The organism is Oceanicola sp. 22II-s10i (assembly GCF_002210105.1).
Lineage (GTDB): Bacteria > Pseudomonadota > Alphaproteobacteria > Rhodobacterales > Rhodobacteraceae > Pseudooceanicola.
The window spans coordinates 1,061,436-1,087,197 of sequence record NZ_AQQU01000001.1 but is presented as its reverse complement, the minus strand read 5'-3'; the positions used below and the strand labels follow the sequence as shown (position 1 = coordinate 1,087,197).

The following is a 25,762-nucleotide window of genomic DNA, read 5'->3' as shown; positions in this document are numbered from 1 at the left end:
TGCCTCAATAGCGGCTGGCACGCGCCTTGGCAAAGGGCCCGCAAACGCGTAGATGCGGAGGCATGAACAACCCCTCCGCCCAAGGGGGCCGCGGCCCCTCGCAAAGACAGCTTCGCGTCGGCGAACACATCCGGCGTATCCTGTCGGAAACGCTGCAGCGGGCCGAGATCCACGACCCCGACCTGAATCGCATGTCGATCACCGTGGGCGAGGTGCGCGTGACGCCCGATCTCAAGATCGCGACAGCCTTCGTCCTGCCGCTCGGCGGCGAAGGTCAGGACGACCTGATCACTCTGCTGGCGCGCAACAAGGGCGAGTTGCGGCGCATCGTCGGCAAGAAGGCCGGGCTGCGCTTTGCCCCGGACCTGCGATTCCGGCTGGACGACACGTTCGACCGGATGGACGCGACCCGCGCACTCTTTGAACGCGACGAGGTCCGGCGCGATCTGGACGACGACGGAGACGACAAGTGAGAGGCTGGCTCGCCGGCCTCACCCTGCTCACCGCCGCAGCCGCAACGTCGGCGGGCGCGGTCGAGTGCCGCGAGGAGAACTACAGGGGCAACGCCTATGTCGTCTGCGAGGTCGATCCGGCCGCCGAGGACCTGCGCCTGTTCCTGAACGACACCTCCGGCACCCCCTTCGGCCATTTCGAAACGCTGAACACCGCGCTGCGCGAGGACGGCAAACAGCTGCTCTTCGGCATGAACGCCGGCATGTATCACGAGGACCGCCGCCCGGTCGGCCATTATGTCGAAGAGGGCGAGGAGCTGATGCGGGTGATCCCGAATCCGGGACCCGGCAACTTCGGCCTCGTTCCGAACGGCGTCTTCTGCTTCGGCGAGGGCAAGGCCGAGGTCATCGAGACGCTGAAGTTCGTCGACACCCGGCAGGGCAAGTGCCGCTTCGCGACCCAGTCCGGCCCCATGCTGGTCATCGACGGCGAGCTGCACCCCAAGTTCCTGCCGGAAAGCAACTCGCGCTACCTGCGGAATGGCGTAGGCACCTCGGCCAGCGGCGACCGCGCGGTCTTCGTCATCTCGCGCAACGCGGTGACCTTCCACGAATTCGGCAGCTTCTTCCGCGATCAGCTCGGCCTGCCGCAGGCGCTCTATTTCGACGGCAACATCTCCCGGCTCTACGCCCCCGGCCTCGGGCGGGCGGACGGCGGGCGGACGATGGGCCCGATCGTCGCCGTCGTCGCCCCGGTCGAGTGACCTAGTTCTCGATCCGGTAGAGCTTGTGGCAGCCTGAGCAGGCCTGCCCGATTTCGCCAATCCCGGCCTTGAGGTCATCCAGCGATCCGGTCCCCAGCTTGGTCGCCGCATCCTCCAGCAGCTTCGCCTTGGCGGTGAAATCCGCGAAATCCTCCCAGATCGCCGGGGCGGCCTCGGTCGCCGGATCGGTCGCGCGCTGCTCGAAGGCGGCGGGGATTTCCGAGGCGTCCTCGGCCAGCGCCCGCCGTGCTTCCGCCGCCGCATCCGCGTCGAAGGCCATCTTGCCCTGCGCCATGCCGCCCAAGGTGCCCATCTGGGCGCGGATGTCCTTCATCAGCTCCATCCGCGCCTTCACCGTGGGATCGGTGGGCTCGACCTGCGCGAGGGCCCCGGTGGTGAATGCAGCGATGGTGAGGATGAGGACAAGCGTCGGGCCGTTGCGCGTCATGGAAAACTCCTTTGTGTCGAGGGAAGTGTAGGTCAGACCGGCCCGCGGAAAACCGCTGTGACTCGACACCGGCGGATTCCCGCGCCACTATGGAACAAATCATGAACAATTCGACTCGCCGCTGCCCTGCCCATGCCCGCCCCGTCGCGCCGCATCCTGTCCGTCTGGTTCCCGAGGCTGGGGGCCGAACGCCTGCTGCGAGAGGCGGGCGGCGATGACGGACGGCCCTTCGCGGTGGTCGAGGAAAGCGGCAGCCTGCAGACGCTGTCGTCGCTCTCTGCCGGGGCCTCGGCCGCCGGGCTCACCCGCGGACAGCCGCTGCGCGACGCCCGCGCGATGTGCCCGGACCTGCTGACCCGCCTGCGCAACCCGCAGAAGGAGGCCGCATTCCTGACCCTGCTCCGACGCTGGGCGGGCCGCTATTCGCCCTGGGTGGCCGAAACGCCGCCCGAGTCGCTGGTGCTCGACATCTCGGGCTGCGCGCATCTCTTCGGCGGCGAGGCCGGGCTCATGGACACGCTCGCCGCCGACTGCGCCCGGCTGGGGCTGACCCACCTCGCCGGGATCGCGGACACGCCGGGTGCGGCCTGGGGGCTGGCGCGCTACGCGGGCCGCGCGCCGGAACACCGCCGCACCGGCGACGCCGTGGATGCCGAGGCGCCGGCCACCCGCTCGCGCGCCGCGCGGCGGCACTGGGTCAAGGGCGGCGCGGCGCCCCGGCCCACCGCCGATGCCGCGCCCGAGGTCCGGATCGCCGCCCCCGGCCAGACCCGGCAGGCCATCGCGCCGCTGCCCGTCGCGGCGCTCAGGCTCGACCGCCCCGTCCTCGACCAGCTCGCCCGGCTGGGGCTGCGGCGCATCGGCGACCTGCTCGACCAACCCCGCGCGCCGCTGGCCCGCCGCTTCGGGCGGCAACTGGCGCTGCGCCTCGACCAGGCGCTCGGCCATGCGCCGGAGCCGGTCTCGCCCGCCCGCGCCGACCGGCCCGACGCGGTGCGGATGACCCTGCCGGAACCGATCGGACTAGAAAGCGACATCCTCGCCGGGCTGGACCGGCTGCTGACCCGCCTCTGCGCGACGCTCGAGACGAAGGCCATGGGCATCCGCACCGTGCGGCTGCAGATCTTCCGCACCGACGGGACGATGCAGTGGATCGAGGCGGGCGTCGCCCGGCCCAGCCACCAGCCCGACCGCATCCGCCCGCTGCTGGCGATGAAGGTGCCCGAACTCGACGCAGGCTTCGGCATCGACATGCTGCGGCTCGAGGCGGTGCAGACGGAAACGGTGCACCGCACCCAGTCCCGCGGCCATCTCGACGCGGCCGAGGCGGTGACGGCGCGCGCGCGCGGCGACCATGCGCTCGACGACCTGATCACAAGGATCGGCGCGCGGACGGGGATGGAGGCGATCACCCGCCTGCACCCCGCCTCCTCCCACATCCCGGAAAAAGCGGCCCTCACCCTCGCCGCCGCATGGTCCGACCCCGCCGGGCCATGGCCGCAGCCCCCGGTCGCCCGGCCCCTCTTGCTCTGGCGGCCCGAGCCGGTGCAGGCCCCCGACAGCCCCGGCCCGCCCGCCGCCTTCCGCTGGCGCCGCCGCGACCTCATCGCCGTCGCGGCCACCGGCCCCGAGCGGATCGCGCCGGAATGGTGGCTGGACGACCCCGACTGGCGCACCGGCGTCCGCGACTACTGGCGCGTCACAGTCGAGGGCGGCGAACGCCTGTGGCTCTACTACGCGCACGGCGCCGCGCTCTCGCCCGGCTGGTTCTGCCAGGGCCGTTTCCCCTGATACAGCCGACCCGACCGGCCGCTCATCACGCCTGACGGCATGTCTCGCGCAGGCCCCCTGCTTCATCTTGCCGAAAATATGCCGGGGGTCCGGGGGCAGAGCCCCCGGCCTCTCCGCAAGCGCACCGCCACCCACCTGAAACGCCACCGAATGCGCGTGACACCCCGGTGCAAATCGCCTTCACTCCCCCGACCCAAGGAGGAGCTACATGGATTTCTCGCTGACCGAAGAACAGCAGATGCTGCGCGATCTCGTCGCCCGGTTCGTTCGCGACCACCTGATACCGCTGGAGCCGAAAGTGCTGGCCCGCGAGGCCGAGGGCGGCCCGATGTCCGTCGTCCCGGAAGAACGCGAGGCGCTGGACGCGAAGGCCGAGGAATTCGGCCTGACCCGGCTGGAAAGCCCCGAGGAATTCGGCGGCATGAACCTCGACGCGACCTCGATGGTCGGCGTGTTCGAAGAGCTCGGCAAGAGCTGCATCGACTACAACTTCCCGCCCGACAGCCCGAACCTGCACATGCTGATGAAGACCTGCAGCGAGGAGCAGCGGAAGAAATACCTCGAACCCTATGCGCGGGGCGAGGCGATCAGCGCCATCGCAATTTCCGAACCCAACGGCGGCGGCGACCCGGCCTCGATGATCACCCGCGCCGTGCAGGACGGCAACGGGTGGAAGATCAACGGCCGCAAGATCTGGATCTCCAAGGCCGACAAGGCCGACTTCACCATCCTCATGGCCGTCACCGACCCCGGCAAGGGCGCGCGCGGTGGCATCTCGGCCTTCGTCGTCGACAAGGACACGCCCGGTTTCAACATCGCCCGACGCATCCGGATGCTCGGCGGCCGGTCGACCTACGAGATCGCGATCGAGGATCTGAAGCTGCCCGGCAGCGCCCTGCTGGGTGAGCTGGGCAACGGCTATGGCCCGATGCAGCTGCGCCTGTCGATGCGGCGGGTCGAGATGGGGGCGAAATGCGCGGGCATGACGCGCCGGGCGCTCGACCTGATGAAGGAATGGGTCAAGCAGCGGAAGACCTTCGGCGACCTGCTGTCGAACCGCCAGTCGATCCAGTGGTGGATCGCCGATGCCGAGATGCAGCTGCATGCCCTGCGGCTGATGGTCTACAACACCGCCACCAAGATCGACCGGGGCGAGCAGGCGCGGACCGAATGTTCGATGGTCAAACTCATGGGCACCGAACTGGCGTGGGACACGGTCGACAAGGCGATGCAGGCCTTCGGCGCCATGGGGATGACCAAGGAACTGCCGCTGCAGATGATGGCCAACCTCGTCCGCGGCATGCGCATCTACGAAGGCCCGTCCGAGGTGCACCGGATGCTGATCGCCCGGCATTCGCTGCAGGATCGCATTCCCGGCCTTTGACCTTGCGTCGGCGGGGAACCGCCGGCGGGGCGCGGCGTTCCATATGGTATGACCGCGCCAAGTTCACATTCCCCCTTCCCCGCCCTGCCACGGGACCGGACGCCTGACGGCGAACCGCGCCTGACGGGTGTCGAAATTGAATTCTCCGGCCTCGCCGAAGGCGACGCCGCCCGGATCGTCGCACGGGAAACCGGCGGCACCGCGCGGCAGACCGACACGCATGACTGGGTGGTCGAGGACGGCGCGCTCGGACGGATCGAGGTCTATCTCGACACCGCCCTGCGAAAGGCCGGACCGGACCGCCTGACAGAGGCCGGGCTGAAGCTGGGTCGCGACCTGATCCCCGTCGAGATCGTGACAGAACCGCTCAGCCGGTCCGGTCTTGCCCGGCTCGATGCCCTGCGCGACGTGCTGCGGAAGGCGGGCGCGGAAGGCTCGGGCCAGGGGCTGTTCTACGGGTTCGGCGTTCACCTCAACGTCGAGGTGGCGAGCGAGGATGCCGCAGGCGTGACGCGGCCCCTGCTGGCCTATGCGCTGATCGAGGACTGGATGCGAACGGCCGCCCCGATCGACCCGAGCCGCCGGGCCCTGCCCTTCACCGATCCCTACCCGACCTCGCTGGTGCGCGACCTCGCCCGAGCCGGGTCGGGGGCCGCAACGGACGAGGTCATCGGCATCTACCTCGGGCATGATGCCAGCCGGAACCACGGGCTCGACATGCTGCCGCTGTTCGCGCATCTCGACAAGGACCGTGTGCGCGAGGCCGTCGATCACGCCAAGGCGCTCAAGGGCCGGCCCACCTTCCACTTCCGACTGCCCGACAGCCGCATCGACGAGGCCGGCTGGTCCCTGCGTCAGGAATGGGAACGCTGGCGGCTGGTCGAACGGATCGCCGCGGACCGCGCTCTGCTGGATCGGCTGGCCGAGGCGTGGCTGGACGATCACGGGCTGATCACGCTCAGCCGGTCGCATTGGGCCGGGCGCTGCGGCGAGCTCCTGAAAAAGGCCGGCCTCATAACAGAAACGGAGGCCGCGTGATGCGTCCACTCATCGGTGTCACCACCTCCCGCCGCTCCGGCTGGCGCATCTTCCCGCTGGTCGCCCTGAACATCTGGATGGCCGGCGGCCGCGCGGTCCGCTGGGGTGTCGGACGGCCGTCCGACGTGTCGCGCGTCGCGGGTATCGTGATCGGCGGCGGCGACGACATCTCGCCCGACCTCTACGGCGGCGAGCTCATGTCGAGCGCGCGGCTCGACCCCGAACGCGACGCGATGGAGCGGCGGCTGGTCGAGGCGGCGATGGCCGAGGGCAAGCCGGTGCTCGGCATCTGCCGGGGCAGTCAGATGCTGAACGTGGCGCTCGGCGGCACCCTGGATCAGGACGCTTATGCGACTCACACCGACAGCCGCCGCTACAAGACCATCCTGCCCCGCAAGACGGTGCAGGTCATGGCCGGCACCCGGCTGGCCGACCTGGCGGGCACCGCGCCGATGAAGGTGAATGCGCTGCATTCGCAGGCGGTGCAGCGCCTCGGCAACGGACTCAGGATCGCGGCGCGGGACGAAGGCGGCATGATCCAGGCCGTCGAACGGGACCGCGATCCCTGGGCGCTCGGCGTGCAGTGGCACCCCGAGCACCTGTTCTACGCACACCGTCAGCAGGCGATCTTCAGGGGGCTGGTCGCAGCGGCCAAAGCGCGGATGGAGATGGAATCGCAGGTCGATGCCGTGACATCCGAAGCGGCGCAGGCCTGAACGCAGGACGTTCACGTCAGGCGGCGCGGCCTGAAACAGGGCTTTTCTTTCCCCCGTTCGATGCCATCTACTGTGCCCAAGGACAGGAGATGCGCATGAGTGACTATCGCAAGGACGCCGACGCCATCGCCGCGCTGAGCCCGGAACAGTTCTGGGTGACGCAGGAAAGCGGAACCGAACGGCCCGGCACCGGGGAATACCTCTACAACAAGGAACCCGGCATCTACGTGGACATCGTGTCGGGCGAGCCGCTGTTCGCCTCGGCGTCGAAATACGAAAGCGGCTGCGGCTGGCCCAGCTTCGTGAAGCCGATCGAGCCCGAGAACGTGATCGAGCTGCGCGACACCAGCCACGGCATGGTCCGGGTCGAGGTCCGGTCCAAGCACGGTGACAGCCACCTCGGACACGTCTTCCCGGACGGGCCGCGCGACCGTGGCGGGCTGCGCTATTGCATCAACTCGGCTTCGCTGCGGTTCGTGCACCGCGACGACATGGAGGCCGAAGGCTACGGCAAATACATCGACCAGGTGGAGGATGTGGCATGAGTGAAGAACGCGCCGTTCTGGCAGGAGGATGCTTCTGGGGCATGCAGGACCTGATCCGCAAGCTGCCCGGAGTGAAACGCACGCGCGTCGGATATACCGGCGGGGACGTGAAGAACGCGACCTACCGCAATCACGGGACCCACGCCGAGGGGATCGAGATCTTCTTTGAGCCCGAGACGATCAGCTACCGGCAGATCCTTGAGTTCTTCTTCCAGATCCACGACCCGACCACGGTGAACCGGCAGGGCAACGACATCGGCATGTCCTATCGCTCGGCCATCTACTACCTCGACGAGGCACAGAAGCAGACCGCGCTGGATACCATCGCCGACGTCAATGCCTCCGGCATCTGGCCGGGCCGCGTGGTGACCGAGGTCGAACCGGTCGGCGATTTCTGGGAGGCGGAGCCGGAACATCAGGACTACCTGGAGCGGATTCCGAACGGCTATACCTGCCATTATCCGCGGGCAAACTGGGTCCTGCCCCGGCGGGATGCCGCTGAATAATCGCGATGCCTGCCGCCCGGTGCGGCAGGCGTCATCCGATCTGCCACAGAGCAAGGTAAATCCTGTGACACCCCTTGCTCTTTGAACCTGCGGCGGGTTTTGTTGACGCAAATGTCCGACTGGCAGGTTAAGTCATGACTCCGGTTTCCAGTTTTCTTCGCCCGACCCGCAGACGCGCCAGCGCTGCATCGCTGGCCTTGGCCCTGACCTGCGCCGCAGCCGGGCCTGCCATGCCGGAAACGGTCACGGCGATGGAGCGTCAGCCCGACGCGCTGTTCAATTTCACCACCGGCGATGTCCTGCCGCGCGGTGCCTTCCGGTTCCGGCTGGGGTTCCTCCAGACCAACCCGTCGATCCAGACTGCGGGCACCGGCAACCAGATCTATCAGTCCGGCGCGGCGTTTTCGCCGATGGAAGGGCTGCAGTTCGGCGTCGATTACATCAACCATGTCGATCCGCCGCCCCGCCCGATCGCCACGGATACGCCCGGCCGCAGTGCGCAGGTCGTCGGCGGCGGCGCGCATGTGAAATACCGGTTCTACGACGAAGGTCCGCTGACGATGTCGGCGCAGATCGCGGGGGAATTCCTGAAGTTCTCTTCCACGATCTTCGGCAAGTTTTCCCAGGACTATGAATTCGTCGGTTCGGCGCATCTGCCGGTCAGCTACGATGTCGCGCCCGGTATCCGCCTGCACCTGACGCCCGGCGTCTCGATCTTTCCCGGTTCGCGCGGGGGCAGCACCTTCTATGGCACCGTCGCCAGCGTCGGCGCAGGTGTGACGTGGCAGGTCGTGGAACGCCTGCTGGTCTACGGGACCGTCACGCAGCCGCTGACCGGCGCGAACACGATCCGCTCGGACGGCAGCTATGGCCGCAAACCGGTCATCACCGGCGGCGCGCGGTTCCTTTTCGCACCCAACAGCTCGGTCGAAGTGTTCGCCACCAACGGCATGGGCACGACGCCGACTACCAGCGTGCTGACCTATTTCCCGAACGGCGACATGGTCATGATCGGCGCGATGCTGAACCTGACCTTCGGCCGCGGCAGCCCGGAAAAGCCGATCTACGATCGCGCCCCCGGCACCACCCTGACAAGCTACCAGACCGCGCTGCAGTCGAACGGCTTCACCCTGCAAACACCGCGCACGCGCGATCGCGGCACGGTCGAACTGCATGGCGAGATCGGCACGGACGGCGCGCGTGCGGCGCATGTTTCGGTTTCGCCCGACCACTTCCTCGAACTCGGCGCCAGTTACGAAGAGGTGGCGAACGACGGCAGCGCCGCGATCAACGCTCTGCCGGGCACCACGGGCCGCTGGTCCGGGACGTTCAAGCTGCAGTTCATGGATCAGGTCGACGGCTTCCCCGTCAGCCTCGGCTATACCTTCCAGGCCGGGCGCGACCGGCAGAAGAATGGCGTGCTCTACATGTCACTGCCGATGATGCGCGAATTCGGTCCGAACTTTGCCATGACGGTCGAACCCAAGGCAGCTTTCTTCGGCAGCCAGGAAATCTATGCGGTCGGTCTGGGCGCGAGCTATTCCGTCACGCCGGACATTCGCGTGATCGGGGAATACACGGTCCGGGACGGCGGGCGTGATATCTGGGCGATCGGGGCCAAGACACGGGTGCAGGGCATGCCGCTCGATGTCGGGCTGCATGCGACCAACGCCATCGGGGCTTACGGCATCAATGCGATGACCGGGCAGAGCGATCCGAAATTCGGCCTCTCGATCTCGGTTCACAACAAGCTGTTCCGCTAGGCCGGGACCGAATCGCCCACGACCCATTCCGCGTTTTCAAAGGGAGAATGCCGTTTTTAATGGCATTCCCTGCGTCCGGCTGACTTGGGCCTGCAAGAATTACCGTTTGAGCACATACAATCGGGCTTTGGAACCGCCGTAACCGCGGAACAGCTTTTTGACCCGATGGTCGAGAATTGACACAAAACCGGTCATCGCCCTAGCGTCTTCCACCATTGGGGGAGGAGATCCTCATTTCGCTTTGAGTGACCAACCGATTGTTTCGAGATGCCGGTCTGCCGTCAGGGCAGACCGGCTTTTCAATCTCAAGCGCCGGCGAACAGGCCGGCATATTCGTCCCGCAGCGCCTTCTTCTGGACCTTGCCCATCGTGTTACGGGGCAATTCGGGGACGATGAAGATCCGCTTCGGCTGCTTGAACTTCGCCAGTTGATCCTTCAGCGCCCCGGCGATGCCATCCTCGGTCACGCTGCCGTCCGCGACCACCACGGCGACCACACCCTCTCCGAAGTCGGGATGCGGCACGCCGATGACGGCGCTTTCCACGACGCCCGGCATGTCGTCGATCGCCTCTTCCACCTCTTTCGGATAGACGTTGTAGCCCCCCGAGATGACCAGATCCTTGGCGCGTCCGACGATGGTCACGTATCCTTCGGCGTCGATCATCCCGAGATCGCCGGTGATGAACCAGCCATCCGCCTGCAACTCCTCTGCCGTCTTCTCGGGCATCTGCCAGTAGCCCTTGAACACGTTCGGACCGCGCACCTCAAGCACGCCGATCCCGCCCTCGGGGACCTCCGCGCCGTCCAGCATAACCCGCACCTCGATCCCCGGCAGCGGGAAACCGACCGTCCCTGCCCGGCGGTCGCCGTCATAGGGGTTGGAGGTGTTCATGTTGGTTTCCGTCATCCCGTAGCGTTCGAGGATGCGATGGCCGGTCGCCGCCTCCCACTGGCGGTGCGTCTCGGCCAGCAGCGGGGCCGAGCCGGAGACGAAGAGCCGCATGCCCGCGCAAAGTTCGGGCGTCAGGCGGCTGTCCTTGAGCAGCCGGGTGTAGAAGGTCGGAACGCCCATCATCGCGGTCGCCTCGGGGATCGCCTGCAGGATCGCCTCGACGTCGAAACCGGGCATGAAAATCAGCGTCGCCCCCGCCAGCAGCGAGGTGTTGGTGGCCACGAACAGCCCGTGCGAGTGAAAGATCGGCAGGGCATGGATCAGCACGTCGCGGTCGGTGAAGCGCCAGTAGTCGCGCAGGACCTCGGCGTTCGACAGCAGGTTCTCGTGCCTCAGCATCGCGCCCTTCGACCGGCCGGTCGTGCCCGAGGTGTAGAGGATCGCCGCCAGATCCTCCGCCCCGCGCGCCACGGCCTCGAACCCCTCGGCGTCCGCCAATTCCGCGGTCAGCGTCCCGCTTCCGTCGGCGCCCAGGTCGAATACCGTGGCCCCGCGCGCCAGCGGTTCGACCGCCGCGCGGCGGGCCGGGTCGCAGACGACGACCGCCGGGGTCGCGTCGCCCAGAAAGTAATCAAGCTCGGCCACCGTGTAGGCCGTGTTCAGCGGCAGGAAGACCCCGCCCGCCATCACGGCGGCAAGGTAGAGCTGCACCGCCTCCAGCGACTTTTCCACCTGGACGGCCACCCTGTCGCCCGGACCGACGCCCGCCGCGATCAGCCGGGCGGCGATGCGTTCGGCACCGGCAAACATCTCGCCATAGGTCGTGTCCGGCCGCCCCGCGCGCCGGGCAAAGACCCGTTCGGGCGTCAGCTGGGCGTGACGGGCAAGACGGCTGGCGAGGTGGTTCTGATCGTACATGGCGGGCCTTCCGATGGCGGTTTGCGGTTTTGTCCCCGCCGGTCCCGCGAAATGCAAGGGCAGGAATGAGATTGACCGCATCGCAGCGTGCGCTTACCGGGTGCGTCATCCACAGGCCAGATCGTCAGGACCGCCATGTATCCGCTTCGCGGGATCGCCCTCAAGCTCGGCGCGGTGATGTGCTTCATCGTCATGTTCGTCCTGATCAAGGCCGCGCGGGTCCCCGCGGGCGAGGCGGTCTTCTTCCGCTCGTTCTTCGCGATGCCCGTGATCATCGTCTGGCTGATCATGCGGCGAGAGCTGAAGAGCGGGTTCAAGGTCAAGTCCGTCAGCGCCCATGCCCTGCGCGGGGTGATGGGCACCATGGCCATGGGGCTGAACTTTGCCGCCCTGACCCTGTTGCCCCTGCCCGAGGTCACGGCGCTCGGCTATGCGATGCCGTTGCTGGTGGTGGTCTTTGCGGCAATGTTCCTGAACGAGAAGGTCGGCATCTTCCGCTTCGGCGCGGTCGGTGTCGGTCTGGTCGGGGTGATGATCGTGATGGCGCCGCGCCTGACCCTGACCGCTGGCGACAGCGTGCAGACGACCCAGTTGATCGGCGTTGTGCTGGTGCTGTTCGGCGCGACCTTCGGGGCGCTGTCGCAGATCCACATCCGCAACATGGTGCAGTCGGAACAGACCTCGGCCATCGTGTTCTTCTTTTCGCTGACCTCGTCGGCGCTGGCACTGCTGACGCTGCCCTTCGGCTGGGTCGTGCCGCAGGGTTGGGACTGGGCAGCGCTGATCTGCTGCGGACTGGTCGGGGGGCTGGGGCAGATCCTGCTGACCTCGTCCTACAAGTTCGCCGACGCCTCGCTGGTCGCGCCGTTCGATTACGCCTCGATGATCTTCGCGGTGCTGTTCGGCTATTTCCTGTTCGACGAGGTGCCGACGATCCAGACGCTGGTCGGTGCGCTGATCGTGATCTGCGCGGGCGTCGCCATCATCCTGCGCGAACGGCATCTCGGCATCCAGCGCGGCAAGGCGCGGCAGGCCAAGAACCCCTTCGGCTGAGCCCCGTCAGGGTCAGGCAGGCTGCGGCGCGCCCGGCGTGCCGGAGCGGCGGGACAGCGCGACGGCGATCTGCACGATCCCGGCGAACAGGCCTAGCGAGACGCCGAACTTGACGGCGACGTCGTAGTTTCCGAACAGGTCGAACACCAGCCCGCCGCCAAGCGCGCCGAGGAAGCTGCCGATCTGGTGGAAGGAAAAGGTCACACCCTGCAGCATCGCCTGCCAGCGCAGTCCGAAGCGTTCGGCCACGCTGCCCGCGATCAGCGGCCCCACGCCCAGCCACAGGAAGCCCATGATCGCGGCAAAGATTACGGTGTTCTGCGGTGTCGGCACCTGCAGGAAATACCAGGCGATGGTGAAGGACCGCCCGCAGTAGATCATCCCGAGCAGCGCCTGTTTCGACCACCGCCCCCCGGCCCAGCCGAAGAACAGGCTGCCGAGGATGTTCATCCCGCCGATCACCCCGATCGCCGTCGCGGCCAGCATCGGATCCGCCCCGCAGAGCGCGAGATAGGCGGGCAGGTGCGTCAGCAGAAAGATCAGCTGCATCCCGCAGACGAAATAGGCCATCGTCATTACGACAAAGCTCAGGTCGCCAAGCGCCATGCGCAACGCGTCGCGCAGGCTCTTGTCGTCGGCGCTGTCCTTCTGGATCGGCGGCGCGGGCAGCCTGTCGACCCGGCCCGCCATCCATGCGGCAGGCACGATCAGCAGCGCGAGCGCGGCGAAGACGGTCAGCGCGACGCGCCAGTCGAAGGCGGCCATCACCGACTGGCCGAGCGGCGCGGCGATCAGCGACCCGAGCGACCCGACGGCCGAGACGATGCCCAGCATAACGGACCGGATCGAGGCCGGAACGGTCCGCGCCGTCACCGCCATCGCCAGCGCGGTGGAGGAGCATGCCATGCCGATGCCGATCATCACGCCCGCGCCGATCACGATGGTCAGGAACCCCTGCGACACCGACAGCAGCGCCATGCCGCCGAGGTAGATCGCCCCGCCCCCGACCATCACCGGCCGGAACCCGTAGCGCGGGGTCAGCGACCCGACGATGGGCTGGAAGATGCCCCAGCAGAGGTTCTGGATCGCGATGGCCAGCGTGAACTGCGTGACCGTCACCGAGATGTCGTTGGTGATCGCGGGCATGAACAGCCCGAGGCTCTGACGCAGGCCCATCGTCAGGGTGAGCATCAGGGCGGAGCCGATCAGGATCGGCAGGATCGGGCGAAGCTGGGACGCGGTGGACTGTTGCATGACGCACTCCGAAACGACTCGGTCCACGGCAGGCCGGTCGCCGCGATACTAACCGACCGGTCGGCAAGCGCAACGGGCGATTGGACCGATCGGTCCAGCCCGCTCCGGGATCAGTCCGGCGCCAGCATGTAGCCCGCGCCCCGGACCGTCTGCAGGTAGCGCGGCTGTTTCGGATCGTCCTCGATCTTGCGGCGCAGGCGGGTGATCTGGACATCGACTGCACGTTCCTGCGCCCGCCCGCCGTCGCGACCCGAACTACGCCCCAGGTCCGCGACTAAGCTGGTGCGTGAAATCGCCTCGCCCGGCGCGGCGGCGAACAGACGCATCAGCTGGCTTTCCGTCGCGGTCAGCCGCACCGGCTTGTCGCCGCGCCACATCTCGCCCTTGTCGATGTCATACCGGATCTCGCCCATGTGCAGCACCTTGGGCGCGGACTTGGCCTTTTCCGCCTCGGGCATACGCCGCAGGATGGCGTTGATCCTGAGCAGCAGCTCCCGCGGCTCGAACGGCTTGGTCAGGTAATCGTCCGCCCCGGCCTCCAGCCCGTTGATGCGGTCGCGCGTCTCGCCCCGCGCCGTCAGCAGCAGGATCGGCGTCGCGATCTTTTCCCGCAGCGCGCGGGTCAGCGTGATCCCGTCCTCGTCCGGCATCATCACGTCCAGCACGATCAGGTCGAATTCCAGCCCCGACAGCAGGCGGCGGGCATGGGCCGCGTCGCGGGCAGCCGAGATCAGGAAACCGCTCCGCTTGAGGAACTTGGCCAGCAGGTCGCGGATGCGTTCGTCGTCGTCGACGATCAGCAGATGCGGGGTGGGATCGCTCATGCCCCGGTCGCGCGCAGCGAGGCGTAGGTGGCCCGCATGCCCGGTTCCATCATCGCTTCCAGCACCTGCCGGAACCCGGCCACGGCGTCGGGCCCAGCATGGCGATAGGCGGCGCGCATCTGGCGGCGCTGCGCATCGGACAGGCGGCTTTCCAGATCGGCCCCTGTTTCGGTCAGGAACAGGTGACGTTCGCGCTTGTCCGAGGTGCCGACGCGGCTTTCGACCAGCCCGTCCTCGATCAGCGTGCGCAGCACGCGGTTGAGGCTCTGCTTGGTGACGCCCAGGATTTCCAGCAGCCGCTTGACGTTCATCCCCGGCACGCGGGCGATGAAGTGCAGCGCGCGGTGATGGGCGCGACCGTAGTCCAGACCCTCGAGTATGGCGTCGGGTGCGGCGGTGAACCCGCGATAGGCAAAGAACATCGCCTCGATCCCCTGACGCAGTTGCTCGTCAGTGAGGAACAGAAGCGCATCGCCCCCGCTTATGTCGCCCATGCGTCTGTCTGGCCGTACGGTGCTCATCCCGGTTTCATCATATGTCAGCCTTGTTGACATTCCAAGACCCATTTGTTAGCGAGTCGCAGCTTTGGCGCAACTTTATGTCCGATGCGGCCATAAGCTGAGCAACAAATGGAAAGCCGCAGGGGCGGCGCTTGAAAGGACGAGACCATGGCAACCGGGGCTTACGACGATCGCGACGGCAAGATCTGGATGGACGGCAAGATGGTGGACTGGCGGGAGGCGAACGTGCACCTGCTGACCCATGCGCTGCACTACGCGTCATCGGTATTCGAAGGCGAGCGCTGCTATAACGGCAAGATCTTCAAGGGTGTCGAACATTCCAAGCGGCTGAGGGCCTCGGCCAACATGCTGGATTTCGAAATCCCCTACTCGGTCGAGGAGATCGAGAAGGCGAAGTACGACATGCTGGCCGCCAACGGCTGGACCGACGCCTATGTCCGCGCGGTCGCATGGCGCGGCGCGGGCGAGGACATGGGCGTTTCGGCAGCGCGCAACCCGGTCCGGCTGGCCATCGCGGGCTGGGAATGGGGCAACTACTACGGCGACGCCAAGATGAAGGGCGCCAAGCTCGACATCGCCAAGTGGAAGCGCCCGTCGCCCGAGACCATCCCGGTCCACGCCAAGGCCGCCGGTCTCTACATGATCTGCACGATGTCCAAGCACGAGGCCGAGGCCAAGGGCTGTTCCGACGCGCTGTTCATGGATTACCGCGGCTACGTGGCCGAGGCGACCGGCGCGAACATCTTCTTCGTCAAGGACGGCGAGGTGCACACGCCCAAGCCCGACTGCTTCCTCAACGGCCTGACCCGTCAGACGGTCATCTCGATGCTCGAGGACAAGCAGATCAAGGTGCACGAGCGGCACATCATGCCGGAAGAGCTGGAAGGCTTCGAACAGTGCTGGCTGACCGGCACCGCCGCCGAAGTGACCCCGGTCGGGCAGATCGGGACCTACAACTTCGAGGTCGGCGCGATCACCAAGGACATCGCGGAAAGCTACGAGAAGCTGGTCCGCAGCTGAGGCTCGGGCCTCAGTATCTGAGCTGGAATCAGGAACGGCGCGGGAATACCCCGCGCCGTTCTTCTTTTCCGACGTCTTCAGACGGTCAGACGGTCAGACGACTTCGGTCGTGACCTCGATGTTGCCTTTGACCGCGTTCGAATACGGGCAGATCTTGTGGCCCGCCTCGGCGATCCGCTCGACCTCGCCTTTTTCGAGACCGGGCATCGACACCTTCAGGTGCACCTTCAGGCCGAACCCGCCATCCTCGCGCGGGCCGATGCCGACCTCTGCCTCGACCTTGGTGTCGGTGGGCACCTTGGCCAGCGACTTGTCCTGGGTCGTCGCGAATTTCATCGCGCCGATGTAGCAGGCGGAATAACCGGCCGCGAAAAGCTGTTCGGGGTTCGCGCCGTCGCCCTTGCCGCCCATTTCCTTCGGCGGGTCGAGCTTGATGGTCAGGTCGCGGGCGGGAATGCTGGCCACGCCATCGCGGCCACCGGTGGCGAAACCATGTGCGGTGTAGATCGGGGATACGGACATCGTGCGCTCCTTTATATCGCAAGCGTTTATATCGTGTGCGATACAGATAGCGGCGCCGCGCGCCCCCTTCAACCCCTTGCGACTATATCGTGCACGATTTATATTTCCGGGATGACCCAGACCGCTCACCCTTTGCCCGGCACCGGCGACATGCTGTGCTTTGCGCTCTACTCCGCGAACCACGCGATGACCCGGCTCTACCGCCCGTTGCTTCAGCCTCTCGGGCTGACCTATCCGCAGTATCTCGTGCTGGTCGCCCTGTGGGCCGAGGACGAGAAGCGGGTCGGCGCGCTCGGGGCCGAACTGGGCCTCGACACCAACACGCTGACGCCCCTGCTCAAGCGTATGGCCGAAGCGGGGCTGGTCACGCGCAGCCGCAGCGCCGAGGACGAGCGGGTGGTGACAGTCAAGCTGACCGACAGGGGCCGCAGCATGCAGGCCGAGGCGGAGCGCATCACCGGATGCGTCTTTGCGGCGACGGGGCTGTCGGTGGCCGAGCTCTCGGACCTGAGGGACCGGATCAACCGGCTGACCGAAGAACTCGAACAGCACGTCTGAGCGTTGACGCCCGGCGCGGCGCAGGGCACGAGAGATCATGCTTTCCTACCAGCACGCCTATCACGCGGGGAACCTCGCCGATGTCCACAAGCACGCGCTGCTGGCGCAGGCGCTGGACTATCTCGTGCAGAAGCCGAAACCGCTGAGCTATATCGAAACCCATGCCGGGCGGGCGCTCTATGACTTGTCGGGCACCGAGGCGCAGAAGACGGGCGAGGCGGCACAGGGGATCGCCAAAGTCGCGGGCTGGTTCCCGGCGGAACACCCCTATGCCCGCGCGCTTGGCGCTGCCCGCGCAGAGGGCGGCGCGACGGCCTATCCCGGCTCCCCTATGATCGCCCGGACTTTGCTGCGCGACGCGGACCGCATGCATCTGGCGGAACTGCATCCGCAGGAGCACGCCGCGCTGGAACGCGCGATGCCGGGGGCCGACGTGCGCAAGACGGACGGGCTGCAGATGGCCCTGTCGCTCTGTCCGCCGGAACCGCGCCGGGGCCTGTGCCTGATCGACCCGAGTTACGAGCTTAAGGACGAATACGCCACCATGCCGAAGGTGGTCAGCCAGTTGCACCGCAAGTGGAACGTCGGCGTCATCGTGCTGTGGTATCCGATCCTGACGAACGGCGCGCACAAGGCGATGACCGGGCCGCTCGACGCGCTGAAGATCGACGGCGCGCGGCGGCACGAGGTCAGGTTTCCGCCCGCCCGCGAAGGGCACGGCATGGTCGGATCGGGCCTCTACGTGGTGAACCCGCCGTGGGGTCTGGAAGAGGCGGCGCGGACGCTCGGCGCCCGGTTCGCCTCGCTCTGACGTCAGACGCCCTCGACCACCATGATGGTCGAGGTGGCAGACCGGCGACGGATGTCGGCGACCTTCTGATAGTCAGGGTCATGGTAGGCGGCCAGCGCCTCGGCATAGCTGGGGAACTCGATCACGACATGGCGCTGTTCCGCCGTGCCCTCGGTCACTTCCGCCTGCCCGCCGCGCACGATGAACCGCCCGCCCAGCCGTTCGAGGATCGGTGTGTCGAGGCGGATGTACTCCTTGTACTCCTCCATGTCGTTCACCGTGATGTGGCCGATGATGTAACCCTTTGGCATCTTCTCTCCTCCCACGCGATCAGGCCGAAGCCCAGAGCCCCGCGTCCTTCACGTTCGCCATCCCCTCGTCGAGCGATTTCCACGCCCGTTCGATCAGCAGGTCGATCTCGGATTTCGAGATCACCAGCGGCGGCGAGATGATCATCCGGTCGTAGACGTGGCGCATGATCAGGTTGTTCGCAAAGCACCGCTCGCGCACCATGTAACCGACCGTCCCGGCCTCGGCCGCGAACTTGGCGCGGCTTTCCTTGTGCGGCGTCAGCGCGATGGAGCCCATCATGCCGACGATCTTCGCCTCGCCCACCATCGGATGCTCGGTCAGGCTCTCGAACTTTTCCTTCAGATACGGCCCCGTCTCCTCGCGCACGCGGTCGACGATCTTTTCCTCCTCGAGGATGCGCAGGTTCTCAAGCGCCACAGCGGCGGCGACCGGGTGGCCGGAATAGGTGTAGCCGTGGTTGAACTCCGTCGCGCCGATCACCGCCGCGACCTCGTCGCAGACGATCGACCCGCCGATCGGCTGGTAGCCGGAGGACAGGCCCTTGGCGATCGTCATGATATGCGGGCGGATGTTCAGGGTCTGCGACCCGAACCAGTTGCCGGTCCGCCCGAAGCCGCAGATCACCTCGTCCGCGATCAGCAGGATGCCGTACTTGTCCACGATCCGCTGGATCTCGGGCCAGTAGCTGTCCGGCGCGACGATCACGCCGCCCGCGCCCTGCACCGGCTCCGCGATGAAGGCGCCCACGTTCTCGGGCCCGAGTTCGAGGATCATTTCCTCCAGCTCCCGCGCCCGCATCAGGCCGAACTCGTCAGGCATCATCTCGCCGCCCTCGGCCCACCAGTGCGGCTGGCCGATGTGGTGGATGTCGGGGATCGGCAGCCCGCCCTGGCTGTGGATGCCGACCATGCCGCCCAGCGACCCCGAGCCCATCGACGACCCGTGATAGCCGTTCCAGCGCGCGATGATCTTCTTGCGCTCGGGCTGGCCCTTTTCTGCCCAATAAGTGCGCACAAGCCTGATATTCGTGTCATTTGCCTCGGACCCGGATCCGGCAAAGAAAACGTGGTTCAGATCGCCCGGCGCCAGCTCGGCCAGCTTGGCCGCCAGCGCGATGGCGGGAATGTGCGAGGTCATGAAGAAGGTGTTGTAATAGGGCAGTTCGCGCATCTGCCGCGCCGCCGCCTCGACCAGTTCCTCGCGGCCATAGCCCACGTTGACGCACCAAAGACCCGCCATCGCATCCAGAATCTCCTCGCCTTCGCTGTCTTTCAGGAAACAGCCCTTGGACGAGGTGATGATCCGCACGCCCCGCTTGGCCAGATCGGCCTGGGTCGAGAAGGGGTGCATGTGGTGCGCGGCATCCAGCGCCTGAAGTTCGGCCGTCGGCATGTGGTTGGTGATCGCAGGCATGGTCTACCTCATTCTTGCATTTCGGCGCGACGCTACGCGCCTGACAGAGGAAACGCCATATTGCGTTGCAGCGAATTTGTTGCTTGAGTCGCGAGCCATGGACGCTAACTCACTCACGTCCCACGGGAGACACTCACAATGACCAAGACCCTCGTCACGCTCACCGCTGCCCTGGCGTTCGGCACCGCCGCCATGGCCGAGGAGGTGCATGTCTACAACTGGTCCGATTACATCGACGAAGAGCTTCTGGCCAAGTTCGAGGAAGAGACCGGGATCGACCTGATCTACGACGTCTTCGACTCCAACGAACTGCTCGAAACCAAGATGCTCGCCGGCGGGTCCGGCTATGACGTCGTGGTCCCGACCGGCACCTTCCTGCAGCGCCAGATCTCGGCCGGCGCGTTCCAGAAGCTGGACAAAGCACAACTGCCGAACCTCGCGAACATGTGGGACACGATCCAGAAGCGGACGGACACCTACGATCCGGGCGCGGAATATTCGATCAACTACATGTGGGGCACCACCGGCCTCGGCGTGAACGTCGGCAAGGTCAAGGAAATCCTCGGCGAGGACGCCCCGATGAACTCGCTGGCGCTGATCTTTGACCCCGCGAACGCGGAAAAGCTGGCCGCCTGCGGCATCCACATGCTCGACGCACCGACCGAGATCATTCCCGCCGCGCTGACCTATGCGGGCTTCGGCGATCCCGATGCCAAGACGGACGAGGCGATGGCCAAGGCCGAGGAAGTCCTGATGGCGATCCGTCCGCACATCCAGAAGTTCCACTCCTCCGAATACATCAACGCGCTCGCCAACGGCGAGATCTGCGTGGCGTTCGGCTGGTCGGGCGACATCCTGCAGGCCCGCGACCGCGCGGCCGAGGCCGACAACGGCACGGAAATCGCCTATGAGGTGCCGAAGGAAGGCGCGCTGATGTGGTTCGACCAGATGGCGATCCCGACCGACGCCCCGAACCCGGAAGGCGCGCACAAGTTCCTGAACTTCATCATGGACGCCCAGAACATGGCCGCCGCGTCGAACTACGTCTACTACGCGAACGGCAACAAGGCCTCGCAGGAGTTCCTGAACGAGGACGTGATCGGCGACACGGCGATCTACCCGGACGAGGCGACGCTGGAAAACCTCTACACGGTCACGCCGTTCGGGCCCAAGGAACAGCGGACGCTGACCCGCCTGTGGACAAAGATCAAGTCCGGCACCTGATCGGCAACGTATAAGGCCTGACAGGCCCACGGTCCGCGCGGCACGCCGCGCGGACTTTCCCCAAGCCGGAGGCTTCATGCCGCAGACCGTCTTCGCCCCATGGGACGACCCGAACGAAAAGCCGCTGATCCGATTCCAGAACGTCACCAAGCGTTTCGGCGACTTCACGGCGATCGACGACATTTCCCTCGACATCTACACGCGCGAATTCTTTGCCCTGCTGGGTCCGTCCGGCTGCGGCAAGACCACGCTGATGCGGATGCTGGCCGGGTTCGAGACGCCGACCGAAGGCACCATCCTGCTGTCCGGGCAGGACATTGCCCCCGTGCCGCCGAACAAGCGCGCGGTGAACATGATGTTCCAGAGCTACGCGCTGTTCCCGCACCTGTCGGTGTGGGAAAACATCGCGTTCGGCCTCAAGCGCGAAGGCAAGGACAAGGGCACGATAGAGACCCGCGTCGCCGAGATGCTCAAGCTCACGCGGCTGGAAAAGTTCAAGCACCGCAAGCCGCACCAGATCTCAGGCGGCCAGCGCCAGCGCGTGGCCCTCGCCCGGTCGCTCGCCAAGGCGCCCAAGCTGCTGCTGCTCGACGAACCGCTCGGCGCGCTCGACCGCAAGCTGCGGGAAGAGACCCAGTTCGAGCTGATGGACATCCAGGAAAAGACCGGCACCACCTTCGTCATCGTCACCCACGACCAGGAAGAGGCGATGACCGTCGCCTCCCGTGTGGCGGTGATGGACGAGGGCAAGCTGATGCAGGTCGCCACCCCCGACCGCATCTACGAGACTCCGAATTCCGTCTACGTGGCCGACTTCATCGGCGACGTGAACATCTTCGAGGGCCGCGCCCACCAGACCGGCGACAAGGTCCAGATGATCTGGGCCGACGGCCAGCCGCCGCTGTCCTGCACGACCAGCAAGAATTTCTCGCTCGACCAGAAGTGCTGGCTGGCGATCCGACCGGAAAAGATCGCGATCTCCGCCGAACGCCCGCAGGCGGCGAACACGGTCCGCGGCAAGGTCATCGACATCGCCTATCTCGGCAACATCTCGACGTATCATGTCGCCCTGCCCTCGGGGCAGATGATCAAGGCGCAGGCCGCCAACACCCGCCGGATCGAGCGCCGCACCTTCACATGGGAAGACGAGGTCTGGCTCTCCTGGACCGACACCGCCGGAGTGCTGCTGGACCGATGACCCGCTCCCCTGCTTCATCTTGCCGGAAATATGCCGGGGGAGTCGCCGAGCCCCGGCTCGGCGGCGGGGGCAGCGCCCCCGACCGCAACGGAGGCCGCGCATGAGACGTCTGGTCGTCATCGCCATCCCCTACCTCTGGCTGATCGCGCTGTTCCTCATCCCCTTCGTGATCGTCCTCAAGATCGCGCTCTCGGACACCGCGCTGGCGATTCCGCCCTACATGCCGCAGTTCGACATCTCGGCGGGCTGGCAGGGCATCCGCGACTTCTTCTCCCAGCTCGATTTCGAGAATTTCGTCTTCCTCACCACCGACGACCTCTACTGGAAGGCCTACCTCTCCTCCGTCCAGATCGCCGCGATCTCGACATTCTGCACATTGCTGATCGGCTTCCCGATCGCCTACGGCATGGCGCGTGCGCCCGAGGAATGGCGCCCGACGCTGATGATGCTGGTGATCCTGCCGTTCTGGACCAGCTTCCTGATCCGCGTCTACGCCTGGGTCGGGATCCTGTCGAACGAAGGCGTTCTGAACCAGTTCCTCATGGCCCTCGGCCTGATCGACAGCCCGCTGCAGATCCTGAACACCCCGACGGCGGTCTACATCGGCATCACCTACACCTACCTGCCCTTCATGATCCTGCCGATCTACGCCGCGCTCGAACGGCTCGACGGCGCGCTGCTCGAGGCGGCAGAGGATCTCGGCTGTTCCCGACTGACCGCCTTCTGGCTGATCACCGTGCCGCTGGCCCGCAACGGCATCATCGCAGGCTGCTTCCTCGTCTTCATCCCGGCGGTCGGCGAATTCGTGATCCCATCGCTCCTCGGCGGGTCGCGGACGCTGATGATCGGCAAGGTGTTGTGGGAGGAGTTCTTCTCCAACCGCGACTGGCCCGTCGCCTCGGCGGTGGCGGTAATTCTGCTGCTGATCCTCGTGATCCCGATCGCGCTCTTCCAGCGCAATGAACAGAAACAGAGGGAGGCCGAGGAATGAGCCGTCCCCGCGCGGTGCGTGCAAGCACGCACCCTACCCCGCACACCGTAGGGTGCGTGCTTGCACGCACCGCTCCCCGCGATGAGGTCCGCCCATGAAACGCCTCTCGTGGTTCAACGTCACCTCGCTGACCTTCGGCTTCGCGTTCCTCTACCTGCCGATGGTGATCCTCGTCATCTACAGCTTCAACTCGTCCAAGCTGGTGACGGTCTGGGCGGGCTTCTCGACACGCTGGTACGGCGAACTGCTGCAGAACGACCAGATGCTCGACGCCGCGTGGGTCACGATCCGTGTCGCGCTGGCCTCGGCCACGCTGGCGACGATCCTCGGCACGCTGGCCGCCTATGTGCTTGTCCGCAGCGGGCGGTTCCTCGGGCGGACGCTGTTCGGCGGGATGATCTACGCGCCCCTCGTCATGCCCGAGGTCATCACCGGCCTGTCGCTGTTCCTGCTGTTCAAGCCGATCTTCAACCAGCTCGGCATCCACACGATCATCCTCGCCCATGCCACCTTCTCGATGTGCTACGCCTCGGTCGTCGTGTCCTCGCGCCTCGTCAGCTTCGACCGCTCGCTGGAAGAGGCCGCGCTCGACCTCGGCGCGACCCCGTTCGAGGCCTTCCGCCTCGTGACCCTGCCGATCATCGCGCCCGCTGTGATCTCGGCGTGGCTCCTGTCCTTCACCCTGTCGCTTGACGACCTCGTGATCGCGTCCTTCACCACCGGCCCCGGCGCCACCACGCTACCGATGAAGATCTGGTCCGCCGTCCGTCTGGGCGTCTCGCCCGAGATCAACGCCCTGTCGACCATCATGATCGGCATCGTTACCATCGGCGTCATAACTGCCTCGCTCGCCTCCAAGCGCGCCGCCGTCCGGCGTGCCGGAGAAGAACGGGCCGCCGTGCGGACATGAAGCGGCCCTTCGGGTCCTTCGCCTATTCCGACGGACCGGCCGCCAACTGCTACTGGGGCGATGCGGTGCCGGAACAGGATCTGGCGATGCCGCAGGTGCAGGGCGACCTGACTGCGGATGTCGTCGTGATCGGCGGAGGCTACACCGGTCTGAACGCCGCGCTGGCGCTGGCCGAGGCGGGCGAGAACGTGGTCGTCCTCGACGCCCGTTACCCCGGCTGGGGCGCCTCGGGCCGGAACGGCGGCTTCTGCTGCCTCGGCGGCACGCGGGCCGAGGATCACCAGCTGGACAAACGGCACGGCGGCGGCGCCGCCGCCGAGGTGCGGCGGGCCGAACTCGCCTCGATCCGGCATGTCGAGGGGCTGATCGACCGGCTGGACCTCGACGTCGACCGCCATTCCGAAGGCGAGACCATCCTCGCCCATTCCCCCGCCAAGGCCGCCCAGCTGGACGACGACCGCCGCTGGTTCGAAGCCGCCTACGGCGTCGAATGCGACCTGATCCCCGGCGACCAGATGGTCCAGCACGGCCTCGGCGGCAGCTTCCACGGCGCGCTGACCGTCCCGCTCGGCTTCGCGCTGCACCCGCGCAAGTACCTCGCCGGTCTCGTCGACGCAGCCCGCGCGGCGGGGGCGCGCATCCACGGAAACAGCCCTGCCCTGTCGGTCACGCGCGCCGGCACCGGCTGGCGGGTCCACAGCCTGACCGGCCACGTCACCGCCCGCCGCCTGATCGTCGCCACCAACGGCTATTCCTCTGAGGACATCCCGGACTGGATGCGCCACCGCTTCCTGCCCGCGCAGAGCTCCGTCGTCGCGACCCGTCGGATAACCGATGAGGAGCGCGCGGCGCAGGGCTGGACGTCCTACCAGATGGCCTACGAGGACCGGCGGCTGCTGCACTACTTCCACATGACGCCCGACAACCGCATGGTATTCGGCCAGCGCGGCGGGCTGATCTCGTCCCGCGTCAACGAACGCCGGATCGCGAACCGGGTCCGCCGCGACCTCGCCCGGCTGTTCCCGAAATGGGCGGAGGTCGAGACCACGCACCAGTGGTCCGGCATGGTCTGCCTGACCGCCAGCCTGAACCCGTATTGTGGCCGCATCCCCGACATGCCCGGCGCCTTCGCCGCCTTCGGCTACCACGGCAACGGCGTCGCCATGGGGTCGCTCTGCGGCGCGTGGCTGGCTGCGCTGGCGCGCGGGGTGGAACCCGAGCACCCAATCCCCCGCGCCTTCGCCGCGCCGCCGCCGCCCTTCCCGCTGGGTCCGTTGCGCCGGGGCTGGCTGGCCGCCGAATACGCATGGGCCCGGCTGACCGACCGTTGATTGAATTCACTTGCCTGATGTGCGGACGCGGATCAAATGGCGGGCAGGACCGCGCTCAGAACGCGGCCTGCAAGGGAAGAGGTTAACCAATGAAATTCGTGCAAATCACCGCTCTGGCGGCATCTCTTGGCGTGTCGGCCCCCGCGGTCCAGGCCCAGGACCTCGTGTACTGGGACACGGTCGGCGGATGGGAAATCCTCGTCGATCCGACGCTCGGCAATGGCTGCCTGATCCAGGCCGAGTTCGACAACGGCGCCCTCGTCCGGATCGGCTTCGACCGGACCGAGGACCTGGGCTACATCACCGCCTTCCACGATGACTGGGGCGATATCGTCGAGGATCAGGTTTACCCGATCACCTTCGACCTCGACGGCCAGAGCTACGACGGCGAGGCGACGGGCATCTACTTGGAAGGCATGCCGGGGGCGGATGTCTATTTCGACAACCCGGACTTCCTGTTCGACCTCGCACGGAAGAACACCCTGACGCTGCACAACGAGAGCGGCGGCGTGATGTCGATCGACCTCGAAGGCTCGTTCGTCGCGCTCGAAGCGGCGATCGACTGTCAGGACCAGCAGGGCTGATCGCGCACCCGCTGGACGACCCCACGGGGCGCGGCTAGG

The 25,762-nt window shown here is 66.7% G+C and carries 27 protein-coding genes; 19 read left to right on the top strand and 8 right to left on the bottom strand.

What is annotated here, in order from left to right:
• Positions 1-62: 62 nt before the first annotated feature.
• Both rbfA and ATO6_RS05385 read left to right on the top strand, forming a co-directional pair.
• Positions 63-473 (top strand): 30S ribosome-binding factor RbfA, encoded by a 411-nt coding sequence (gene rbfA / locus ATO6_RS05390; RefSeq protein WP_088622873.1) that lies wholly within the window; start codon positions 63-65, stop codon positions 471-473.
• Positions 470-1,216 carry a phosphodiester glycosidase family protein gene (locus ATO6_RS05385; protein ID WP_088622872.1) on the top strand — a complete coding sequence of 249 codons (747 nt, stop codon included), beginning with the start codon at positions 470-472 and terminating at the stop codon, positions 1,214-1,216. Before rbfA ends, ATO6_RS05385 begins: the two co-directional genes overlap by 4 nt.
• A gap of 1 nt (position 1,217) precedes the next feature.
• On the opposite strand, the gene ATO6_RS05380 is transcribed toward ATO6_RS05385, so the two are convergent.
• Positions 1,218-1,664: a cytochrome c gene (locus tag ATO6_RS05380; RefSeq protein WP_088622871.1), complete on the bottom strand. Its 447-nt coding sequence runs from the start codon at positions 1,662-1,664 to the stop codon at positions 1,218-1,220.
• Positions 1,665-1,796: 132 nt separating this feature from the next.
• On the opposite strand from ATO6_RS05380, the gene ATO6_RS05375 reads away from it, so the two are divergent.
• The 7 genes from ATO6_RS05375 to ATO6_RS05345 all read left to right on the top strand — a co-directional run bounded on the left by ATO6_RS05375 (position 1,797) and on the right by ATO6_RS05345 (position 9,407).
• Positions 1,797-3,455, top strand: a complete 1,659-nt coding sequence (locus ATO6_RS05375) for a DNA polymerase Y family protein (protein WP_088622870.1) — start codon at positions 1,797-1,799, stop codon at positions 3,453-3,455.
• A gap of 208 nt (positions 3,456-3,663) precedes the next feature.
• Positions 3,664-4,839 (top strand): acyl-CoA dehydrogenase family protein, encoded by a 1,176-nt coding sequence (locus tag ATO6_RS05370; RefSeq protein ID WP_088622869.1) that lies wholly within the window; start codon positions 3,664-3,666, stop codon positions 4,837-4,839.
• A gap of 48 nt (positions 4,840-4,887) precedes the next feature.
• Positions 4,888-5,877: an amidoligase family protein gene (locus tag ATO6_RS05365; RefSeq protein WP_088622868.1), complete on the top strand. Its 990-nt coding sequence runs from the start codon at positions 4,888-4,890 to the stop codon at positions 5,875-5,877.
• Entirely contained in the window at positions 5,877-6,593 is a 717-nt protein-coding gene (locus ATO6_RS05360) for a gamma-glutamyl-gamma-aminobutyrate hydrolase family protein (protein WP_088622867.1), read from the top strand. The genes ATO6_RS05365 and ATO6_RS05360 overlap by 1 nt, the downstream gene beginning before the upstream one ends.
• 95 nt (positions 6,594-6,688) lie before the next feature.
• Positions 6,689-7,138 (top strand): peptide-methionine (R)-S-oxide reductase MsrB, encoded by a 450-nt coding sequence (gene msrB / locus ATO6_RS05355; RefSeq protein ID WP_088622866.1) that lies wholly within the window; start codon positions 6,689-6,691, stop codon positions 7,136-7,138.
• The gene (gene msrA, locus ATO6_RS05350) at positions 7,135-7,644 is read left to right on the top strand and encodes a peptide-methionine (S)-S-oxide reductase MsrA (RefSeq protein ID WP_088622865.1); all 510 of its coding nucleotides are present in this window, start codon (positions 7,135-7,137) and stop codon (positions 7,642-7,644) included. The genes msrB and msrA overlap by 4 nt, the downstream gene beginning before the upstream one ends.
• Positions 7,645-7,874: 230 nt before the next feature.
• Positions 7,875-9,407 carry a hypothetical protein gene (locus tag ATO6_RS05345; protein WP_088622864.1) on the top strand — a complete coding sequence of 511 codons (1,533 nt, stop codon included), beginning with the start codon at positions 7,875-7,877 and terminating at the stop codon, positions 9,405-9,407.
• 305 nt (positions 9,408-9,712) lie between these two features.
• On the opposite strand, the gene ATO6_RS05340 is transcribed toward ATO6_RS05345, so the two are convergent.
• Positions 9,713-11,218, bottom strand: coding sequence for a malonyl-CoA synthase (locus tag ATO6_RS05340; protein WP_088622863.1), 1,506 nt, complete (start codon positions 11,216-11,218; stop codon positions 9,713-9,715).
• Positions 11,219-11,353: 135 nt separating this feature from the next.
• Between ATO6_RS05340 and ATO6_RS05335 the strand changes: the two genes are divergently transcribed.
• Complete coding sequence (locus tag ATO6_RS05335) at positions 11,354-12,271, top strand: DMT family transporter (RefSeq protein WP_088622862.1); 918 nt, start codon at positions 11,354-11,356, stop codon at positions 12,269-12,271.
• Positions 12,272-12,283: 12 nt separating this feature from the next.
• Here ATO6_RS05335 and ATO6_RS05330 read toward each other — a convergent pair whose 3' ends face one another.
• The 3 genes from ATO6_RS05330 to ATO6_RS05320 form a co-directional block, all read right to left on the bottom strand.
• Positions 12,284-13,525 (bottom strand): MFS transporter, encoded by a 1,242-nt coding sequence (locus tag ATO6_RS05330; RefSeq protein WP_088622861.1) that lies wholly within the window; start codon positions 13,523-13,525, stop codon positions 12,284-12,286.
• Positions 13,526-13,635: 110 nt separating this feature from the next.
• Positions 13,636-14,349: a response regulator gene (locus ATO6_RS05325; protein ID WP_088622860.1), complete on the bottom strand. Its 714-nt coding sequence runs from the start codon at positions 14,347-14,349 to the stop codon at positions 13,636-13,638.
• The gene (locus tag ATO6_RS05320; protein WP_088622859.1) at positions 14,346-14,843 is read right to left on the bottom strand and encodes a MarR family winged helix-turn-helix transcriptional regulator; all 498 of its coding nucleotides are present in this window, start codon (positions 14,841-14,843) and stop codon (positions 14,346-14,348) included. Before ATO6_RS05320 ends, ATO6_RS05325 begins: the two co-directional genes overlap by 4 nt.
• A gap of 174 nt (positions 14,844-15,017) precedes the next feature.
• On the opposite strand from ATO6_RS05320, the gene ATO6_RS05315 reads away from it, so the two are divergent.
• Positions 15,018-15,890, top strand: coding sequence for a branched-chain amino acid aminotransferase (locus ATO6_RS05315; protein WP_088622858.1), 873 nt, complete (start codon positions 15,018-15,020; stop codon positions 15,888-15,890).
• Positions 15,891-15,983: 93 nt separating this feature from the next.
• Here ATO6_RS05315 and ATO6_RS05310 read toward each other — a convergent pair whose 3' ends face one another.
• Positions 15,984-16,412, bottom strand: coding sequence for an organic hydroperoxide resistance protein (locus ATO6_RS05310; protein WP_088622857.1), 429 nt, complete (start codon positions 16,410-16,412; stop codon positions 15,984-15,986).
• A gap of 111 nt (positions 16,413-16,523) precedes the next feature.
• Between ATO6_RS05310 and ATO6_RS05305 the strand changes: the two genes are divergently transcribed.
• Positions 16,524-16,970 (top strand): MarR family winged helix-turn-helix transcriptional regulator, encoded by a 447-nt coding sequence (locus ATO6_RS05305; RefSeq protein ID WP_088622856.1) that lies wholly within the window; start codon positions 16,524-16,526, stop codon positions 16,968-16,970.
• A gap of 37 nt (positions 16,971-17,007) precedes the next feature.
• Complete coding sequence (locus ATO6_RS05300; protein ID WP_088622855.1) at positions 17,008-17,781, top strand: 23S rRNA (adenine(2030)-N(6))-methyltransferase RlmJ; 774 nt, start codon at positions 17,008-17,010, stop codon at positions 17,779-17,781.
• Between the two features lie 2 nt (positions 17,782-17,783).
• On the opposite strand, the gene ATO6_RS05295 is transcribed toward ATO6_RS05300, so the two are convergent.
• On the bottom strand, positions 17,784-18,071 hold the full coding sequence (locus ATO6_RS05295) for a DUF1330 domain-containing protein (RefSeq protein ID WP_088622854.1): 288 nt from the start codon (positions 18,069-18,071) through the stop codon (positions 17,784-17,786).
• A 19-nt stretch (positions 18,072-18,090) separates the two neighbouring features.
• Positions 18,091-19,485 (bottom strand): aspartate aminotransferase family protein, encoded by a 1,395-nt coding sequence (locus ATO6_RS05290; protein WP_088622853.1) that lies wholly within the window; start codon positions 19,483-19,485, stop codon positions 18,091-18,093.
• Between the two features lie 138 nt (positions 19,486-19,623).
• Here ATO6_RS05290 and ATO6_RS05285 point away from each other — a divergent pair, with 138 nt between their 5' ends.
• The 6 genes from ATO6_RS05285 (at position 19,624) to ATO6_RS05260 (ending at position 25,723) form a co-directional block, all read left to right on the top strand.
• Complete coding sequence (locus ATO6_RS05285; protein ID WP_088622852.1) at positions 19,624-20,709, top strand: polyamine ABC transporter substrate-binding protein; 1,086 nt, start codon at positions 19,624-19,626, stop codon at positions 20,707-20,709.
• A gap of 76 nt (positions 20,710-20,785) precedes the next feature.
• Positions 20,786-21,907 carry an ABC transporter ATP-binding protein gene (locus ATO6_RS05280; RefSeq protein ID WP_088622851.1) on the top strand — a complete coding sequence of 374 codons (1,122 nt, stop codon included), beginning with the start codon at positions 20,786-20,788 and terminating at the stop codon, positions 21,905-21,907.
• 100 nt (positions 21,908-22,007) lie between these two features.
• Positions 22,008-22,898 carry an ABC transporter permease subunit gene (locus ATO6_RS05275; RefSeq protein WP_088622850.1) on the top strand — a complete coding sequence of 297 codons (891 nt, stop codon included), beginning with the start codon at positions 22,008-22,010 and terminating at the stop codon, positions 22,896-22,898.
• 94 nt (positions 22,899-22,992) lie between these two features.
• Complete coding sequence (locus ATO6_RS05270; RefSeq protein WP_088622849.1) at positions 22,993-23,808, top strand: ABC transporter permease; 816 nt, start codon at positions 22,993-22,995, stop codon at positions 23,806-23,808.
• The gene (locus ATO6_RS05265) at positions 23,805-25,139 is read left to right on the top strand and encodes an FAD-binding oxidoreductase (RefSeq protein WP_088622848.1); all 1,335 of its coding nucleotides are present in this window, start codon (positions 23,805-23,807) and stop codon (positions 25,137-25,139) included. Before ATO6_RS05270 ends, ATO6_RS05265 begins: the two co-directional genes overlap by 4 nt.
• 89 nt (positions 25,140-25,228) lie before the next feature.
• Positions 25,229-25,723 (top strand): hypothetical protein, encoded by a 495-nt coding sequence (locus ATO6_RS05260; RefSeq protein WP_088622847.1) that lies wholly within the window; start codon positions 25,229-25,231, stop codon positions 25,721-25,723.
• Positions 25,724-25,762: the final 39 nt, after the last annotated feature.